Source organism: Peribacillus sp. V2I11 (assembly GCF_030817135.1).
GTDB classification, from domain to species: domain Bacteria; phylum Bacillota; class Bacilli; order Bacillales; family DSM-1321; genus Peribacillus; species Peribacillus simplex.
Genome location: NZ_JAUSYW010000001.1, coordinates 1,987,704 through 2,004,247, shown reverse-complemented (window position 1 = coordinate 2,004,247; position 16,544 = coordinate 1,987,704). Strand labels below are relative to the sequence as shown.

The 16,544-nt window shown below is 36.2% G+C and carries 14 protein-coding genes and 1 pseudogene; 11 read left to right on the top strand and 4 right to left on the bottom strand.

The window, feature by feature from the left end:
- The first annotated feature begins 53 nt into the window (after window positions 1-53).
- A complete protein-coding gene (locus QFZ73_RS09490; RefSeq protein ID WP_307265635.1) occupies window positions 54-1,277 on the top strand; it encodes a YheC/YheD family protein in 1,224 nt (407 codons plus the stop codon).
- A gap of 210 nt (window positions 1,278-1,487) precedes the next feature.
- On the opposite strand, the gene QFZ73_RS09485 is transcribed toward QFZ73_RS09490, so the two are convergent.
- Window positions 1,488-2,009, bottom strand: coding sequence for a CotH kinase family protein (locus QFZ73_RS09485; protein WP_307265632.1), 522 nt, complete (start codon window positions 2,007-2,009; stop codon window positions 1,488-1,490).
- Here QFZ73_RS09485 and QFZ73_RS09480 point away from each other — a divergent pair.
- On the top strand, window positions 1,912-2,550 hold the full coding sequence (locus QFZ73_RS09480) for a pyruvate kinase (RefSeq protein WP_307265630.1): 639 nt from the start codon (window positions 1,912-1,914) through the stop codon (window positions 2,548-2,550). The two genes, QFZ73_RS09485 and QFZ73_RS09480, sit on opposite strands and share 98 nt — an antisense overlap.
- A gap of 590 nt (window positions 2,551-3,140) precedes the next feature.
- Window positions 3,141-3,587: a dUTP diphosphatase gene (dut, locus tag QFZ73_RS09475; protein WP_307265629.1), complete on the top strand. Its 447-nt coding sequence runs from the start codon at window positions 3,141-3,143 to the stop codon at window positions 3,585-3,587.
- A 747-nt stretch (window positions 3,588-4,334) separates the two neighbouring features.
- On the opposite strand, the gene QFZ73_RS09470 is transcribed toward dut, so the two are convergent.
- A complete protein-coding gene (locus QFZ73_RS09470; RefSeq protein WP_307265627.1) occupies window positions 4,335-5,102 on the bottom strand; it encodes a tyrosine-type recombinase/integrase in 768 nt (255 codons plus the stop codon).
- A gap of 38 nt (window positions 5,103-5,140) precedes the next feature.
- Entirely contained in the window at window positions 5,141-5,476 is a 336-nt protein-coding gene (locus QFZ73_RS09465) for an Arm DNA-binding domain-containing protein (RefSeq protein WP_307265624.1), read from the bottom strand.
- A 998-nt stretch (window positions 5,477-6,474) separates the two neighbouring features.
- On the opposite strand from QFZ73_RS09465, the gene QFZ73_RS09460 reads away from it, so the two are divergent.
- From QFZ73_RS09460 to QFZ73_RS09445, 4 genes are read left to right on the top strand one after another with little or no spacing between them, the layout of a single operon-like run.
- On the top strand, window positions 6,475-7,935 hold the full coding sequence (locus tag QFZ73_RS09460) for a spore germination protein (protein ID WP_307265622.1): 1,461 nt from the start codon (window positions 6,475-6,477) through the stop codon (window positions 7,933-7,935).
- Complete coding sequence (locus QFZ73_RS09455) at window positions 7,932-9,068, top strand: Ger(x)C family spore germination protein (protein ID WP_307265620.1); 1,137 nt, start codon at window positions 7,932-7,934, stop codon at window positions 9,066-9,068. Before QFZ73_RS09460 ends, QFZ73_RS09455 begins: the two co-directional genes overlap by 4 nt.
- Before the next feature lie 4 nt (window positions 9,069-9,072).
- Entirely contained in the window at window positions 9,073-10,176 is a 1,104-nt protein-coding gene (locus tag QFZ73_RS09450; RefSeq protein ID WP_307265618.1) for a GerAB/ArcD/ProY family transporter, read from the top strand.
- Entirely contained in the window at window positions 10,173-10,376 is a 204-nt protein-coding gene (locus tag QFZ73_RS09445; protein ID WP_307265616.1) for a hypothetical protein, read from the top strand. The genes QFZ73_RS09450 and QFZ73_RS09445 overlap by 4 nt, the downstream gene beginning before the upstream one ends.
- Window positions 10,377-10,756: 380 nt before the next feature.
- Here QFZ73_RS09445 and QFZ73_RS09440 read toward each other — a convergent pair whose 3' ends face one another.
- Window positions 10,757-11,644: a helix-turn-helix domain-containing protein gene (locus tag QFZ73_RS09440; protein ID WP_307265614.1), complete on the bottom strand. Its 888-nt coding sequence runs from the start codon at window positions 11,642-11,644 to the stop codon at window positions 10,757-10,759.
- 357 nt (window positions 11,645-12,001) lie between these two features.
- Here QFZ73_RS09440 and QFZ73_RS09435 point away from each other — a divergent pair.
- The 4 genes and pseudogenes from QFZ73_RS09435 to nikA all read left to right on the top strand — a co-directional run bounded on the left by QFZ73_RS09435 (window position 12,002) and on the right by nikA (window position 16,542).
- Window positions 12,002-12,554, top strand: a pseudogene (locus QFZ73_RS09435) (NAD(P)H-dependent oxidoreductase).
- A 36-nt stretch (window positions 12,555-12,590) separates the two neighbouring features.
- Complete coding sequence (locus QFZ73_RS09430; RefSeq protein WP_307265612.1) at window positions 12,591-13,445, top strand: oxidoreductase; 855 nt, start codon at window positions 12,591-12,593, stop codon at window positions 13,443-13,445.
- 693 nt (window positions 13,446-14,138) lie between these two features.
- Window positions 14,139-14,357, top strand: a complete 219-nt coding sequence (locus QFZ73_RS09425; protein ID WP_251435114.1) for a tyrosine-type recombinase/integrase — start codon at window positions 14,139-14,141, stop codon at window positions 14,355-14,357.
- A gap of 559 nt (window positions 14,358-14,916) precedes the next feature.
- Window positions 14,917-16,542, top strand: coding sequence for a nickel ABC transporter substrate-binding protein (gene nikA, locus QFZ73_RS09420; RefSeq protein WP_307265610.1), 1,626 nt, complete (start codon window positions 14,917-14,919; stop codon window positions 16,540-16,542).
- Window positions 16,543-16,544 lie beyond the last annotated feature (2 nt).

The window sequence follows — 16,544 nt, the reverse complement described above, 5'->3', positions numbered from 1 at the left end:
AACTTCCCGATGCTTTGTTAAAGGCAGGTGATGCACGGCATCGCAGGATGATCGTGAATATTGGCAAATGGAAAAATGAGGTGGATGTAGAATTTCACAAGGACCTGCCAGATTATTCTATTGGAGTATCAAGTGCGCTAGATATTCCTTTTGAACTTCCTGATCAGCTTCAATATGAATTGAAAATACACAGCAGGAATATTCACATAGGTCCTGTCATTGGATTTCTTGCATTTAGGGAAAAACAGGATATGAATATAGCGGCATTAAATCAATATTTAAGTTATTTTACAAGCTATAACGATGTCAAAGGCCTAATCTTTATTTGTGCGGTAGATAGTATCAATTATTCTAATCAAACAATCGAGGGTTATTATTATCAGGGAGAGTGTGATGAAAAAGAAGTTGTCTGGAAATTTGGTACATTTCCCTTTCCCGATACTTTATACCTTCAAATTAATGTAAACAAAAAGGATTATTATCAAATGGTTTCAGTTTTGGGAAAATGTATGGTGAACACACATTTATATAATAAGTGGGAATTATGGGAATGGCTTAACACGGATAAACACCTTTTAGAACACCTGCCATATACTGAGTTGTTGGAAGACATTCAAAACCTTGAGGAGATGTTAGACAGATTTGGAACAGCTTTTATTAAGCCCGTCGAAGCAGGAACGGGACAAAATTTTTTCAGGGTTGAAAAAACAGGTGAAGAATATCGTTTCGTCGATAATTTTTCTGATGAAATTATTTTTGATAACAGTGAAGAAGTAATGAAATTTTTGAATGTCCTATTATCAAACGAAATGTATATCGTTCAGCAGGTTGTTTCTGCTACGAGATTCGATGAACGAAGCGTTGATTTTTTCGTAATGATGCAGAAAAATGCAACGATGCATTGGAAATGCTCTTATATCGCTGCTCGATTTGGTGAAAAAGGAATTACGCCTTCTAATTCCAATAAGACAGCATTTATTTTAAATGGCAGAGATACTTTTAGGAAGTTATTTCAAATGGATGAAAGAGATGTTTTTTTAAAGGAGCAGGAAATCATAGAACTTTGCATCATTGCTTGTAAAAATATGGAGAATTTTGGCGGAAACTACGCTGAACTGGGCATTCACATTATTTTTGATGAAATCCAGAATGTATGGCTGATCAATATCAGTCCTATGAACAATCATAAGGATTTCATAAACTCAGATAAGCAATTGTATTTGAAAGTTGTTACAGCTCCATTAGATTATTCAAAATCAATAGCAGGTTTCAATTAAAACGGCTATGGTTGAATATAAAAACCGTTTGTTAACCCTTAAATTTTGGATATAATTTAAGGGTTTTTTAAATTTCATAAACTATTAAAACACTCTATTAAGCTTGTTATATTTACATAAAAATTTGCTAGTAAGTATTAATATTAGTAGAAATTATTAATAGATACTTAAAAAAGCAAAAAGAAGTATATGATCCATGACCATATACTTCTACTTGATAAATGTTGTTAATTCTTCTTTAATGTAGGAACCTCTCTTCTCAATAAAATCAAAAATGACTTCTTTTTCCTTCTCTAAAGTTTCGGGATTTGCAGTAATATACGAGTCAAAACTCATAAACGGCTTGATAGTCTCAAAAAGATCTTTAATTATGGGCACTTGTACTTGAGTATTAAAATCATTCTCCAAAATATTGGAAAGAATATCCTTATATTTTCGTTTAAAAGGTGTTAGATGAAGGAGTCTTGCTGTAAGGGTATTATAGCCAGTGAAAGGGACGTAATCGTATTCCATCAGCCGTCCGCGAATATTTCTTCCCCAAGTGCCATCATGGTTCCATGGGTTGATTTCATATAACTGAGTTTTTCCATTTTTATACAATGCATAATTATAGATAAAACCGTCATAGTTTTGGGTGCATACAACGCCTGCAACCCATTTTAAATATTTATCCACATCCCTACCTGATTCCCTTCCAAGTTTAAATGTACCTGCTTTAACAGAAAAAGACATTCGTGATTTACCCTTTATTATAGGGAATGCCGACATTTTGGGGATTTCATTTGTCCACACTCCACTAGACCTGAAAAAACTTCGAGAGGAAATTGAAAGAATTTCCGGAACGAATATCGCGGTTGTTGCAAAAATTGAAACACAGGATGCCGTCCATCAATTAGCAAGAATTATCCTTGAAGGCTTAAAGTTTAGCAGTTTTGGAATTATGATTGCCAGAGGCGATTTAGCTGTGGAGGTTGGTTTGGAAAATTTACCAATTGTGCAGGAAGAAATCCTTAAAATTTATTCCGCCGCTTATATTCCTGTGATTTGGGCAACAGGGGTTTTAGAAAAATTAACAAAAACCGGAAATCCTTCCCGTGCAGAAATGACAGATGCATCCTGTGGAAAGCAAGCTGCCTGTATCATGCTTTATAAAGGACCTTATATTATCGAATCTTTAAAAATGCTACTTTACTCGTCTCAGTTAATAACCCTACGAAAAAGAAAATTAAAATGGTTCTCGGTGAAATTATTGAGGAACAGGATACTTCTATAAAGTTAATGAATAGAAAGAATATCAGAACCAAGTTTAAGAAGGATAAAAAAACAATAAAAATAGAGTATTTGTTCACCGGGCCTTTGTTACCCTGGTTTTACAAAGGCTAGCAGAAGAACCAAATGAAAAGCATAATAATCCACCAGGGCGATTTGATCTTTTAAAAAATGTTATTGATGAACCATGTAAATGGAAATTCTGGAGACCTTGGAAAAATAAAAAAAGTCACTATAATAAATTAAAACAAATAATTGATAATATAGGTTCTCTTAAATTCGTTCAATTAAAACAAGAGTCCGATGGAAAGAATCAATTTATTAATAATTACCAAAGATTTTCTCAGACACTAAACTTCTATACTGAAATGGCAAGGAGAACAACAAGTAAAATTATTGATCGGAAAAGATGGATTACTTTTTGGAAATGGGTTCTTGCCGCCGGTTTATTATTAACAATTTTTATATATATTTGGCAGTTAAGTGGAAATCAAACCACAGTACGCATAATTATTTTTAGTTCTCTAATAGTGGCCACTATGCAGCTGCTCATTGCTATATACAATTCATTATTCAAAAAAGGATGATTTAATTATGAAACCAACTTTAAAAATTAAAAAAATTAATGAAGAAGCGATAATTCCAAGATATGCACACCCAGGTGACGCTGGAATGGATTTACACTCTGTTGAATTAAAAACTATTAATCCTGGGGAAACAGCACTAGTCAAAACGGGTATTCAAATAGAATTGCCTGAAAATACCGAAGCGCAAGTTAGACCTAGAAGTGGACTAGCACTAAAAAACTCAATAACAGTTCTAAATTCACCTGGTACAATTGATGAGGGGTACAAGGGTGAAGTTGGCGTAATTCTTATTAACCACGGAAATCAACCTTTTATAATTGAAAAAGGAATGAGAATAGCTCAAATGGTGATAAAACCAGTTATTAAAGTAGATATTAAAGAGGTATCTATGTTAACCGAAACAGAAAGATCTGAAGGGGGATTTGGGTCAACAGGAACAGGTAAGAATGTTTAAATTGAATGTTTTGGTATATTTAAGCAGATCATATGAGATATGATTATATATTGTAATAGGTAAAACGGGAAGAAACATCCTACTAGATAAGTTATACGATAAATTTTTGCATTATTTATACAGAGCCAGTGATGAAGAAGGAAAGAGGAAATAAGAGCAAAATGATATAAAGTTCATTTAAAAAAATAATGAAATAGACACCCACCAGGAAGGTGGGTGTCTTATTTTTTGATCACATTTTGGTCACGAAACATATAGAAAAGTATATAATTTCATTTCCCTTTTTTAAATAAAATCGGGCTAAACCTCGGTATAAAAAGGATTGTATAATTTTGTTTTTCTTCCTATTATATAAACGAATATAAGAGCGTAAAAAATACGGTCTAAAAAGTTTAGATACTTTAACTATGGATGGGTTTTAGTTTAAGTAGAAATAGATATTGGTTCAATATAAATGCCTATTTATCATACCCTATAATGATAAAAGTGGAGTAACAAAAGGGTAACATAACCCTGTGTTAATCCATGAAATTAAGTTAAAGATGTTACATTACGAATCATATTAAAAACGTTTGATGATGCGGGTTAATTGGCATATGTTAACTCACGTTAAAAATGTTACAGCATAGTGGAAATATGGGCGGCATGATGTAATTTAGCTTATAAAACCCTTATATATTAAGGGTTTGTAGGTGGAATCATCATTTTAGGTGCCGAAAAGGTGCCCGAACCGATCCGAAATTATAATTAGAGGCTTCTCATTAGTTGAGCAAACATTTGAGAAGCTTCTTTTTTTCTGTCTTTTGTAATGTGTAAATAAACCTGTGTAGTTGTTTCATCTTCTGTGTGACCAAGTCGATCCATAATTTGAAGTAATTCAACACCAGCTTCTGCTAACAAAGATATATGGGTGTGTCTTAAAGAATGAGGTGTTAATCGTTTGTTAATAGAGGGTGTTTTTTTTAACAAGCTTTCCATTCGATTTTCTATAGTCTTAATAAAATGTGGATAACCGAAATAAGGAGAATTTAACCTTCCAAAAACAAAATCCTTATCATAGTACTCTTTGCCAACTTGTAGTTTGATTTCTTTTTGCTTCAATCTATGTTTATGGAGGGCATTAATAACTTCATCTTCTACATCAATCTTACGTATTGAACCGTTAGTCTGGGGAGGAAGCAATTTATAATCTTCGGTATTATTCTTTGGATTATAGTAAGTCTTTGTAATATTGATCGTATTTTCTTCAAAATCAATGTCCTTCCACTTAAGGGCTACTAATTCACCAGCTCTGAGACCTGTCCATGCTAAAGTTAAAAAGATAACATAATCATCAATTTCACCTTTAGTTTTAGCTGTTTCTAGAAAATCCCTTAATTCATGTTTTTCTAAATACTTCTCTTCAACTTTTTGGTTCTCTATGTCCTCTACTGTCTTTTTGTCTTTTGGGATAAAAGCATATTCTGTCGGATCAGCAAGAAGTAAATCTTGTTCTAATGCTCGTTTAAAGATCATTCTTGCTGTTCCGTGAATACCAGAAATGGTATTATGGGCTATTTTTTTCTCTTCAAATTATTTAATGCGTTTTGATACATTTTTTTAGTGATATCTTTGATCATATACTTAGCAAAATACCGATTTAAATGCACTATTTCGTGGTTTCTAACACGAATAGTACTAATCTTTACGTCTGTCTCACTATAGACATCAAGCCATTCTTCTGCCATTTCTTCAAAAGTTATATTTGTATGTTCAAATTTTTTACCACTTGTTTTACGTTCGAATTCTTTAAGAGCGTCCTTAGCGTCCTTCTGTTTAATAAATCCCTTTTTAACAATCCTTCTACGTGTGCCAGTCTGTGGATCGATGCCATTCTCTACAACATACATCCACCGATCACCTTTTTTTAGTTTCGTATTTTTTTACATAGGCCATTACAATTCCTCCCTTACTTTTTTAGTTATAAAGAAGTTTCGCTTAGAGATACTTGAACAAGATACCAGAGAATTATTTCAGTTTATTTATAACAGAGAAGACAATAAAACAGTGTATTCCCTTATAGCTAGTACACAAGTTAACAATAGAGATAAAATGAATACTAATAGCTTTTTAGACTAATTGATGAACTATCCACTGAAATGTTTGGTATGGATATTAAGCATTAAAACCTATTTCAGTAGTTCTCTTTACAGACATATAAACCACCAGTCAATTATGATTGTTGTTTTTTAGCGCAAAATGTAATCCACTAAAGGGCCAACACGAGGAAAGACGAACTTATTACGCGTTCTCAATTCGCATCAATCGAGACTCTACTGTTAAGTAATAATAAAGTTGTTTAATTATTTACAATAAAGTCGTTTCTTCCATTTGCTTTTAATTTTCGGTATATTATTTGGTCCGATTTGGCTTCCAATGCTTTCTTTATTTCCAGGGTTAGGAATTGGATTTATTATTCGTTTTCTTTTAATAAAATTTACATCTAGACCCCATTATAGTAGGTGAACTTCCTAAAAGGATATAAGAACAAGATAATTTTTGTGACTATTATTCAATCGGAAAAATTCAAATAAAATATTAACTCACAAAAACGGAATGGATTTCAGGCTCAAAATATTCATTTTACACAAACATAATCATGCCTTGGTAATAGTAAAGCTATCTTTATTAGTGAACTTTTGTAAATAAAAATGACTACTTTTTGCTAAAGAAAAAGTGGACATTTTTATTTAGAAATTAATTAATTAAATTCAATAAATTGATAAAGCATTATTATCACTTTTACAATAATACAATTAATATTTTCGAGACTTTTTATTGAAATTTTGCATAATAAATCCCCCACAGTAAAAAATGAAGGTAGTCTTTTTAGAAGGGGGGATTTTTTATGTTAAGGGTTAACAAAGCTGGTATCACTGTTGAAGAAATCACGGGACGTCTAGGAAAATCACCTGATTTTATATGTAAAAAAATAGAAGCCGCTGAGGGATCCAGCCTTTACTGCATTTATCTTGCATCGATCGTAACGACGAATCAGGTCGATGAAATGCTATTGAAACCCATTTCTGAAGACGATCAGAACATAAAAGCGTCAAAACATACTCCAATTAACTGGTTGAAAAAAATAATCCCCCTTATTCAATGGAAAGAATTATCCGGATCCAACGAAGGTATTTCCGATCTTCTTGAAGGTCATTGTCTTCTTATTCCGGCCTGTGGAAATACTTATCTAAGTTATGATGTCTCAAATGAACAATTTCGAAGTATTTCGGAACCAACAGGGGAGGCTTCCGTTCGTGGTCCAAGAGAGGGTTTCGTTGAAGATGCAGCAAGAAATGTCGCTCTGATCAGAAAGAGATTAAAAAACGAACACCTAATATTTGAGCCATTTACGATAGGATCTGCAACAAGGACGAAAGTGTACCTAACTTATCTCAACAATGTGGGATCAGCGAAAATTTTAGATGAGTTCCGTCGACGCCTTCATTCCATTCAAGCTGATAGTATTTTGGAGAGCGCTTATATTGAAGAATGGATCCAAGATAAGACATTTTCACCTTTTCCTCAACTAGTAAGTACAGAAAGACCAGATTCTATTGCAGCAAAATTACTCGAGGGACAAGTTGCGCTTATTACGGACGGTACACCTATGGTTTTATACGGGCCCATAACCTTTTTTCAAATGTTTTCATCCCCAGAGGACTATTACGAGCGAGCAGATATTGCCACACTCACGCGTTGGCTGCGCATGCTTGCTTTTTTGTTTTCCATATTCGTACCATCTCTTTATATCGCAGTGGTAAGCTATCACCAAGAATTACTGCCAACCTCACTATTAATCAGCTTGGCAGCCCAACGTGAGGAAGTGCCGTTCCCCGCGGTTATTGAAGCGATTATCATGATTGTAACATTCGAGATTTTACGTGAAGCCGGGCTTCGTATGCCACGTATTGCCGGCCAATCCATCTCTATCGTCGGCGCACTCGTTTTAGGACAGGCAGCGGTGGAAGCCGGACTCATTTCTGCAGCGATGGTTATTGTTGTTTCTTTTACGGCTATCTCTAATTTCGTCTCTCCTAACTACAGTTTCAGCATTGCTCAAAGAATTGTTCAATTTTCTTTTATGCTATTAGCTGGGTTTCTGGGTTTCTTTGGAATCATGGTTGGCTTATATTTTCTTTTAATTCATTTAGTATCGATACGATCATTTGGAGTCAAGTATATGACCCCACTGGCACCTTTGGCCTTTTCCGATTGGAAGGATACTTTTGTTCGGTTCCCTCGATTTTTATTGAAACGCATTCCTCGTACGTTTTATGAAAAAAAATTAAAGGAGGGTGAAGAATGAGAAGATCCTATCTTACATTATTAATTCTCTTGTTCTGTTCCGGCTGCTGGGATATGAAGGAAATCAATCAATTAGCGATTGTCAACATAGCTGGAGCCGACAAAGACCCGAGTACGGGAATGATTACTGCTTATTACCAGATTATTAACCCCTCAGGCGTTTCAACCAAATCAGGCGGCGCAAGTGGCGGTGCCGTTTATACATATAAATTAAAGGAATATAGTTCCGGGAGATTTGCGGAAAAAACAAGCTCGGTAATGCCAAGGTTGTTTTACACCCCTCATGTACAGTTATATATCGTATCTGAACGTTATGCTCAGCAAGGTTTATTAGATTTAATTAACTTTCTGGAACGCGATCCTGAGCGTCGGACGAATGTGAATATTGTAGTGACAGATTCCCCGCTATCCACAGTCATGAACAGTTATACCTTTCTGGAAAGAGTGCCAGGCCGGTTTGTTAAATCAATGTTTGACCTTCATGCACGCAGTTATCGTAACAGTATTATGCCTACACGTTTTAGAGATTTGGCAAAAGCGATTAATTATCATCAACCGACAATCATTCCGATTCTGCACTATAAAAGCGAACAGCCTGCTTCTAAAACAGATAGAATGGAAAACATCAACGCAAGTACAGAGGCTATGAGTTTTGAGGATGGAGCGGTTTTCCTTAATGGCCGCATGGTTGGCCGAATTGATTTTGATACAAAAAAGTATTTTTTTATCTTGAATGACAAGCTTAAGAAATTTGTAGAATCGATTGAAGTGAATGGAGAGAATGTCGATGTAGAGGTGCAGGATGTGAAATTGAATAGGGAATTCGACCGTTCTTCCTCTCGTTTAACTATAAAGATTCGTGCTGAACTGCGGATCATTAACAGTAAACAACCTAAACCAATGACCGCAGACAATCTTCATGAAGTAGAATCGGCATTTAATCGAACGCTGAAAGAGAAAGCAAAGTCCCTTGATCAGTTGGGTAAAGATAAAGAATGGGATCTGTTAGGTATTCAGGATGAAGGCGTTAACATTAAAAATTGGAAAGAGTTTCCTGTTGCGTTTGTAGTGAACTCCAAGGTAACAACCATAGGAAATACTGGATCCCCATACAAAGTAGAAAAGAGTGAATAAGAAAATGGAAAATGCTCGACTAAGTGGATGGCAGATGATCACCTTAACTTTTACTTTTGTCTGCGCTACAACGTTCCTTATGTTACCAGGAAAACTTATGGAAGATGCAAAGCAGTACAGCTGGATTGTTTGTGTTTGGTCGTTCTTGTATGGGTTGGTTTTGGCGGGTTTTTGGCTATACTTATCCAAACTTCACCCTGGAAAAAGCCTCGTTCAGATTGCGATACAAGTCCTTGGTAAATGGGCGGGTGGAATGATCGCCTTTCTTTACATTCTCTATTTCATCCAAATTGCATCTTGGGTAACACGTAACTTAAGTGATTTTATGCATAATAACCTTATGCCACGAACTCCCCTTTCCATTTTCAATGTAGTGTTGTTGCTCGTTTGTGCATATGCCGTCGTAAAAGGAATTGAGTCGATCGCAATGGTAAGTGAGCTTGTTACACCGTATATTATTGTGGCTTTCTGGATTCCATTCACGGTCATGCTAAAGGATTGGGACTTGCGGACTTTCCATGTCCCTTTTGACTTTCAGCTTTGGACTACGATCCTTCATACAAAATATGCACTTGCGTTTCCTTTTATGGAAACCATTATGTTTATGATGCTCTTCCCTTTTGTTAAGAGCAGATTGAAAACGGCATTTTTTTTAGGAATTAGCTCCGCTGGTGTTATCCTTTCTATCTGTGTATACATGACGATTGGCATTTTAGGAGTCGATCGAGGCTCACATCTTATATACCCAGTTTACACCATTTTTCGTGAAATGCAGTTTTCGGGATTTTTGGAACATTTAGAGGCGATTCTTTCGATTAATATTCTTCTTTTATTATGTCTAAAATTAAGCTTATTGTTTTATTGTGCAGTCCTCGGGCTTTGCCAGCTATTTAAAATTGAAAGACGCGACATAGTAGCCTTTCCACTAGTATGGATCATCTCCGGTTACTCTCTTTTATTTACCAACGTGATAGAGAACATCGAATGGATTGAAAATTATTTATTTAGCTACTATATGTTGTACGCTGTTATTGTTCCGACCATTCTGATTATTGGTTCTTGGTTACAGACGCTATATAAAATACAGAGGAGAGACAAACCAGCATGATCGGAATGTTAGTCTTATATACACTGTTTCTCAGCGGTGGTTTGATGATATTAAACCGAGTACGAAAGTTGAATAAAAAGGAATGGTTTATTTTTATCGGGGTGACAACAGTGGGGGGAATTCTCTGGGGAAGCATCATTGTACATCATCCACTTGATTTAAATAAGATCATCGCATTGATTATTAATCAATTTAGATAGTTACAAATTTGTTTCACATACATATTGGTTTTCAGCAGCTCCAGATTAAATAAATACATCCATGATCCATTTTCTGCTTTACCTGATAGACTGGTTGGTGGATTTTTTGATTCTTTTGCACATTGCATCAGCTAAGATTAGCAATGTGCATAGTAACTTAAACATCCCTTCCTATTTAGAAAGGGATGTCGGCTTATAAGGTTAACTTTGGCCATCCGTACTTTGTAGAGTTGAAAGTATCTGAGGAGGTGAGGATGCAATCTCTTCTCTCACCACACACCAGTCCTTGTCTTGCTCCACTCTTACAAGATAATTGAGGGTTCCTTTGAATAGGTCAATTCTTGGCCATTCTGGATCTCTTCTCCATCCACAATTTAATTTTACGTTTGCAAATGACGCCCTCTTACCATGGATGGAGGCATGCCAAATCTTTTTTTAAAGACCTTTGAGAAATGAGTCACATTTTCAAATCCTGTTGAGTAGCAAACATCTGTAACCGACAATGCCGAATTTGCAAGTAATTCCTTGGCACGATCTAATTTACGATTTCGAATCCATTGAAGGGGCGAAGTGTTGTAGATTGATTGAAAATCACGTTTAAAGGATGACAAACTCCGCCCTGACAAATAGGCAAGATCGTTTAAAGATACTGGATTGAACAAATTTTCTTCAATGATCTCAGTAATATGCCTTTTTTCTTTGCGTTTTATTTGCAAAAACTGAAACAATAACTTGTCATCTGCGTCTGCGAGATCAAACAGCAACTCTAACAATTTAATTTTAATTAAACCAGGATTAATTCGGTCTGGTTCTTTAATCATCAGTTTTAACGATTCTATAAAGTGAATGAGCCTTTCATTAACTGACAAGACCGATATTGGGACCATAACCGAGGGATAAACAGGCATTACATTCGCCATTTTGATAAAATCGTTTAGTATTTCATCTTTCAAGAAAAACATCATGTAATCAAGACGGTTTTCCGATCCGTCCTCGCCAGATTTCTCATATTCAATGACAATAGATTTTTGCAATAAAACCATTTCATCTTTGCGGACAGTATGTACTTGGTTCCCAAAACGAACGGTGTATGTACCATTGAGCACGAATAATAGCAGGTGGTCTTCTAGAAATAATGAACCTGCTTTACTTTCCAAATAAACGCAGGACTCAAAGACCGTTAACCCATTCAACTTTAACGCTATTTGATGAACATCATTGGTTAAACCCTGTGGTACTTTCATTATCTTTTCGGAACGTACAATCATTTATACCCCTCCTCGCTATTCCATAACATAATATTAAGCCAGTCCGTACAACTTTGCTAGTGCGATTCAAAATAACTACCTTAAGAGCAGCAAGCTGGCATGGGCCATCAAACGGCGCCTACGACTATTCTAAGGGGGGTGAAATGTTGAGTTAAATATTATTGCAAATCATCCAACCGATCGCATTGTTACTCTAAGAAACCTTTTTATTTCCCCAGGTTACAATTCGGCAGGTAGCTGGACATCGAACTTGAGCTAAATAGACAAATGGTTTGAACTACACAGATAAGCACCATCGCTTAAAGTACGATAAAGTTAACTTGTCAGCAGGCATGAGATCGAACGAAGGGAGGGAAAATGATGAAGACATTGTTAATTGTCGCTCATCCTAACTTGGACACATCTCGCGTGAATAAGACTTGGTTGGAGGAAGTTAAGAAGTATCCGGATAAGATCACCGTTCATGATCTATACGCTTCCTATCCGGATTGGCGGATTGATGTTCAAAGAGAACAAGAACTTGCCATGCAGCATGAACGGATCATTTTTCAATTTCCGTTCTATTGGTATAGTTCACCTCCGCTTCTCAAGAAGTGGTTGGATGATGTACTGACTCATGGCGTGGGGCTACACGTCAAAAGGAGGGAAACTGCGGGGGAAGGAGCTGGGTCTGGCTATTTCTATCGGTGGTTCAGAAATGGATTATCAGCCTGGAGGAGGCGATCTCTATACGATTCATGAACTCCTTAGCCCCTTCCATGCTACGAGCAATTTAATCGAAACCGATTTGTTGATACCTTTTACCATCTTTGATACGGATGATAAAAGCGAGGGAGAATTAGTTGAGAGCTCTCGGCAATATGCAGAATATCTCCTTGCTGATAAGATTCCTAGGTTTCCAAGTAGATAACATACAACAAAAATAATAAAAAGGATGGGATTCTACATGACAAAGCAAAAAGTTTGGTTTATTACTGGTGCAGCAAGGGGCATTGGTTTGGAAATACTGAAGGCCGTGTTGGAAACTGGAGATAACGTTGTTGCGACGGTCCGTAGCTCGGCGAAGTCTTTAGCTGATAAATTAGGAAATCCGGAGAATCTTCAAGTTGTTCTTCTGGATATCACCGATGAACAACAGGCAATTGCAACTGCGAATCAAGCCGTACAGAAATTCGGCAAAATTGATGTGCTTGTAAATAATGCAGGATCCGGTCTGCTGAGTGCCGTTGAAGAAGCTACTGCTGAAGAGGTTAGGAAAAATTTCGAAACCAACGTTTTTGGTTTGTTGAATGTGACCCGGGCAGTCCTGCCTCATATGCGCAAAAAACGTTCCGGACATATCATCAATATCTCGTCCGTTGGAGGATTGAGCGGTTATATTGGCTGGGGCGTATACGGTTCAACCAAGTTCGCTGTTGAAGGATTAACGGAGGCACTTGCATTGGAATTAGCTCCGCTTGGAATTCATGCGACCGTAGTAGCCCCGGGCTTCTTCCGTACGGAATTTCTGGATGCTGCGTCACTAACGCGCTCAGGTCACATCATTCCGGATTATGACCAAACGGTAGGAGAGATGAGAAAATTCGCTACCCAGGCAAATAAGAAACAACCGGGCGATCCTGTCAAGTTGGCCAAGGCAATCGTGAAGGTTGCCAACGCGGAGAAGCCGCCGGTTCACTTGCCGCTAGGAAAGGATTCGCTGCAAAGATACCGGGAAAAGACGGCTAATTTTGAAAAGGATATTGAAGCTTGGTATGACGTGATTACAGGTACAGAACACGAAGATGTAAATGTTCAATAAAAATGGCTGAAATGAAATCTTATTAAGACTTGATGGGCTCATCTTTGGATAATTAAGTGTTGCTTTATAAAAGTTTGATTAAAAGCATGCTGCAAATGTTGATTTTATAAAAAGAAGAAACCCATCTTTTAAATAAAGATTGATTAAAATAGATGGGTTTAAATGTTATACACTTCGAGTTTTTATATAAAAGTTTGATAAAAAAAGTTGGTGGAGTTATATAATAGAAGAAAAACACCCTTGGTGCCAAAAAGGTGCCGAATGGGTGCCGATATCTATATTTTTGCATATTGTTGAGTGAATATTCTTGTGAGGAACGAATGTTCATGAGTGTGCTTAAATTAGGGTTAGATGGCATGATATTATCAGGTGAAACCCCGCAATCTATGGGCGGCATGATGTAATCATCGCCTAGAACCCTTGATATAGGGGTTTGTAAGATGGAGATTAGTGAAATGCTAACCTTTTGCTAACTTTCAGTTTTTGAAACAACTTTACTTCATCAATTAGAGGAGACCTTTCGTAAGTTCACTGAACTTACAAAAGGTCTTTTCTTCGATATTTTTTGTCATATGAGCGTAAATGTTCATCGTAATACTTTACGGGCCTATTGTACGGCTTTAAAATTCTACTTTACATATCTAGAACAGCTAGAAAACAGGGGAAAGAAAAATAGACGTTTCTCAGGAATTAATGGATATATACGATGACTATTTGTATGAAGTGATTAATGAATATAAACCGGATCATAAATTTGTTTTTGTTAAACTGGCTGGTGAAAGTCCAGGAACGCCAATGGAATATTATAATATTTATTCTGCTTTTCAAGAACTTAAGGGGAAAATCGGAATCCATATAACACCACATATGTTTCGGCATTCTCATGGTACCCTTTATTATCTTGAAACCTAAAACATCAAAATGGTGCAAGAGGGTTTGGGACATTCACAAATCAAAACAACGATTAAATACTATTTCCACCCATCCGAAGATGAGATTTGGAAGGATTGGGAAAGGCAGCCCACGCTTTTGAAATTGGGAAGCTACTAATTGATAAGGAGAACTCCATTGGAAAATTACATATCGTATCCTCTACGCATAAATCAATATAGGGATATAATAATATCGACTTTATCCTGCTTTTGAGGTTAAGACTATTGCAACTTATGGTTGTGAAAAACAGGTGAATGATGATTACTTCTTCACAACGGATATCTGGAATGTTAATCATATTGGTCAAATTCCTAACTATCACGAGCAATACCGGCTTTACAAGGGGCCGAACGTAAGAATATTTGGAGTAGCATCATCATTCATGGATGAAAAGGCTATTGAGGTTCTATTTTTCTAAATATGATTTGTTATAAACATATTTATATTTTTCGAGAGTTTCGACATTATATTGACAATAATATAGTTACTCTTTACAATTGAAAATGATTCTCAATATTGTACTGGAGGCACCAATGTTATGTCAAAAAGAAGAAACAGCAAACAAGTGTTATTTATATCCGCAATCGTTTTAATTTTATCAACGCTTTTACTTGGATGTACAAATGAATCAAAAGAAAATTCAACTTCAAATAAAGACAGTAAAGACATGCTTACTTTGGCTTGGCCTAGGGATATAGGTGAAATGAATCCGCATGTCTATAATCCTTCTCAATTATTCGCTACATCAATGATATATGAACCTTTGGTCAGCTACCAAGATGGAGGTAAGCTGAAACCGCATTTAGCTGAATCTTGGGAAATTTCCAAGGATGGGAAGGAATATACGTTCAACCTCCGTCAAGATGTGAAATTTTCTGACGGTACGAGCTTTAATGCTGAAATTGTGAAAAAGAACTTTGATACTATATTGAAAAATGTTGATTTACATAGTTGGTTGGGCTTTATTCCGAAAGTGGATCAAACGGAAGTAATTGACCAAAACACATTTAAACTAACATTAAAGGAGCCATATTATCCTACTATTCAAGAGTTAGCCGTTGTTCGTCCAGTCCGATTCTTAGGTGATGCTGGATTCCCTAAAGATGGTGACACTTCTAAAGGTGTTACAAAACCAGTCGGTACAGGCCCATGGATTTTGGAAGAATATAAAGCAGATGAATATGCCATTTTCAAACGCAATGAAAATTATTGGGGTGAACTCCCTAAAGTAAAGAAAATCAAAGTCAAGATCATTCCTGATGCTGAAACCCGAGTTCTTGCTTTTGAAAAAGGTGACCTAGACCTTATTTATGGTGAAGGTGTTATCAGTCTGGATGCTTTCAAACAATTAGAAACAACAGGTACCTATAAGACTAGTATTTCTGATCCGGTTGCGACAAGACAACTAGTTATGAATACGAAGAAAGAACAACTTTCAGATTTACGTGTTCGTCAAGCGTTACAATATGGATTTAATAAAAAAGCAATGGTTGACGGAGTTACTTCTGGGTTGGAAGAGAAGGCAGATTTCATTTTACCGACAAACTTCCCGTATACTTCAGACATTGATGTAACACCGATTGATTATAATGTCGAAAAAGCAAAAGCTTTATTAGATGAAGCAGGATGGAAGCTTCCAAAAGGAAAAAACGTTCGTGAGAAAGACGGGAAACCACTTGAAATCGAGTTAATGTACGACTCTGCAGAATCGATTCAAAAAGCAATGGCCGAAACATTACAATCTGAGTGGGCGGCACTAGGTGTTAAATTAAACATCGTTGGAGTTGAGCTTACGGTACAAATTGAAAGATTCAAAGCTAATGATTTTGAATTGAATTTCTTTAGTAACTATGGCGCTCCATATGATCCACATACTTTCGTAAATGTCGTTGGTTCAGAAGGATTTGGTTTTAATGAAGCCATTTCATCTTATCCGAACAGAGATGAGTTGTTAAAACAAATTGCAGATGTTCCTGGAACAACAGATGAAAAAGAACGTCAAGAACTTTACTTAACTATTTTGGAATCACTGCAAGACCAAGGAGCGATTGTGCCTATTTCTTATATTAAGAAAATAGCTGTTTACCAAAAAGATGTATCTAATTTTACATTCCCTGCTAACCGGGATGAACATCCATTCACAGGAATTAGCATCGAGAAGTAAGT